Source organism: Brasilonema octagenarum UFV-OR1 (genome assembly GCF_963888615.1).
Lineage (GTDB): Bacteria > Cyanobacteriota > Cyanobacteriia > Cyanobacteriales > Nostocaceae > Brasilonema > Brasilonema sennae.
This window is the reverse complement of record NZ_CAWPKW010000320.1, coordinates 1-1783: the sequence shown is the minus strand read 5'-3', so window position 1 is coordinate 1783 and position 1783 is coordinate 1. Positions and strand designations below refer to the sequence as shown.

Here is a 1783-nt window from a genome sequence, read left to right as displayed (position 1 = left end):
GGGTTCCCCCAAAGTCTGCCGGGGGAAGCTTCCCCCGGCGAGCTTTGACCGTTGTGGCGACTGCGGGGGGTTCCCAAGGCACGTTTTCGGGGGAAGTTTCCCCCGAAAAGCTGCCGCCCCGTTGTAGCACCTGGCGTGAGGGGATGGGGGTGAGGTTCTTCGTTTTTTATAAGTGTTCATCCGGACATGATATAACCTCTAAACTGTTCTCGTCTCCTAGCTTTAAAGAAAGTGATTGTAAAATTACGTTTTTTTCAAACTTTCCAATTTACAAATAGCGCATAAATAAAAGCGATAATTTCAGAAATGACTGTTCGCACACCTTCGCTTGAAACCCACCATTTCTTTGGATCGTAATCTGATGGATTCGCAGCAATCACACCTACTTTGATGGGAGCAAGGACTTGTTTGTATATCAACCAGCTTCTACGAGCATGGGCGTCATTCGTAAACAGATTAACTGATTCTAACTGGTCATTTGAATTTAAGAGCTTCTGACGAAATGCCACAGCAGATGCATGAGTACGATCCTTAATAACGTGAGGTGTAGGAACAACGACTAGTTTTTCTTTTGGCACGCCCAGTTTTTTGAGAGTGGCTGCAGCAATTTCTGCATAATTCTTGTATTCAGCGAGATAAAACCCTCTTTCCACCGGAATTCCTGTTGTAAAAATTTGCCGATAGGAATTGTTGGAAAATTCGCTAAACGCTTGTAGAAGTGCTTCGTCTGTTATCCATCCTTCCACAACTAGTGCGTCTGCTTTGATGGGAGAAGTGACTGCCAGAAATGAATGTATGTGAGTGATCGTGAAAATCAAAAAAAGAGCGCCAGTTGCGAACACACTCACCCATCCTTGAAGGGTAAGCGTCCACGTTTGTCGCCGTTTGAGTAAACGAATTTTGGGGAATTTTTGGTTTTTGTAAGGAACTTTTGCAGGCATTACACCTTATCTGAACGATTTGCTTTCAGATATTCAAACACAGATTTATCTCCAATATCCGGAGGAATTGCTTGTACTGCCTTACGTAAGGCAAACACCAAAAACAAAATTGCCCACAGTCCGAGTATGACCTTTTCTGCCTGTATTGGCAAAATACCAAACATATGTCCCAGCAACAGCAATGGAATCATGGGTGTCAGTATCTTGGTTTCAAAACGATTAAAGCAAAATGCTTCTTTGAAGTAAATCCCTGTTAAGGCTGCAAAGATAAAGCCTACTCCCAGCAAGGTGAGTGGTTGAGTGTAAATGGTTATGGCTAAAGGTTCACTGTTAGATAATGCCAGTATGACTGCAGTGACACTGCCAATAACCCAAAAAACTTGTAAAACTCGGTGCAGAAATGCCATGTATATGTGAATCGTTAGTAAACTAACACCAAGACCAACACTGAAACAGGCATACAAAAGGGTTAGTAGTTGAAAATCTGGGTTATTGTTTAGCAAAACCAAAGCGCTGCCTATGGCAAAACTCACCGCAGCTACCATTAACCCCGCGCGGTAGATGATTACGCCTGTGCGATCGCCCTCAGTTATCGTAAATTCGCCAAACTGACCTTGATAAATTTCTGGTGCAGATACTGTTTGCTGAATCATAGCAATTTTAGATTTAGGATTTGAATGAGTTGGTCGTGATAACCAAAAATTTTTTACCTACAATTTCTATAATAAGAATCTTTTCTGGTGTGTTATCTTGGCTGAGGTTTGAGAAATTTTCATCTGACGCTTGCTTCTGGGCTGTGCGATTCGTTGATATCTGAATCACGGTTAAAATCCGCAAAATAA

Annotated in this window: 2 protein-coding genes; both read right to left on the bottom strand. The window is 42.3% G+C overall.

Annotated features, from left to right (window positions below; genetic code table 11):
- Nucleotides 1-254 precede the first annotated feature (254 nt).
- Nucleotides 255-941: a YdcF family protein gene (locus tag AC5590_RS28580; protein ID WP_169268978.1), complete on the bottom strand. Its 687-nt coding sequence runs from the start codon at nt 939-941 to the stop codon at nt 255-257.
- A complete protein-coding gene (locus AC5590_RS28575; protein ID WP_169268977.1) occupies nt 941-1594 on the bottom strand; it encodes a DUF2301 domain-containing membrane protein in 654 nt (217 codons plus the stop codon). Before AC5590_RS28575 ends, AC5590_RS28580 begins: the two co-directional genes overlap by 1 nt.
- Nucleotides 1595-1783: the final 189 nt, after the last annotated feature.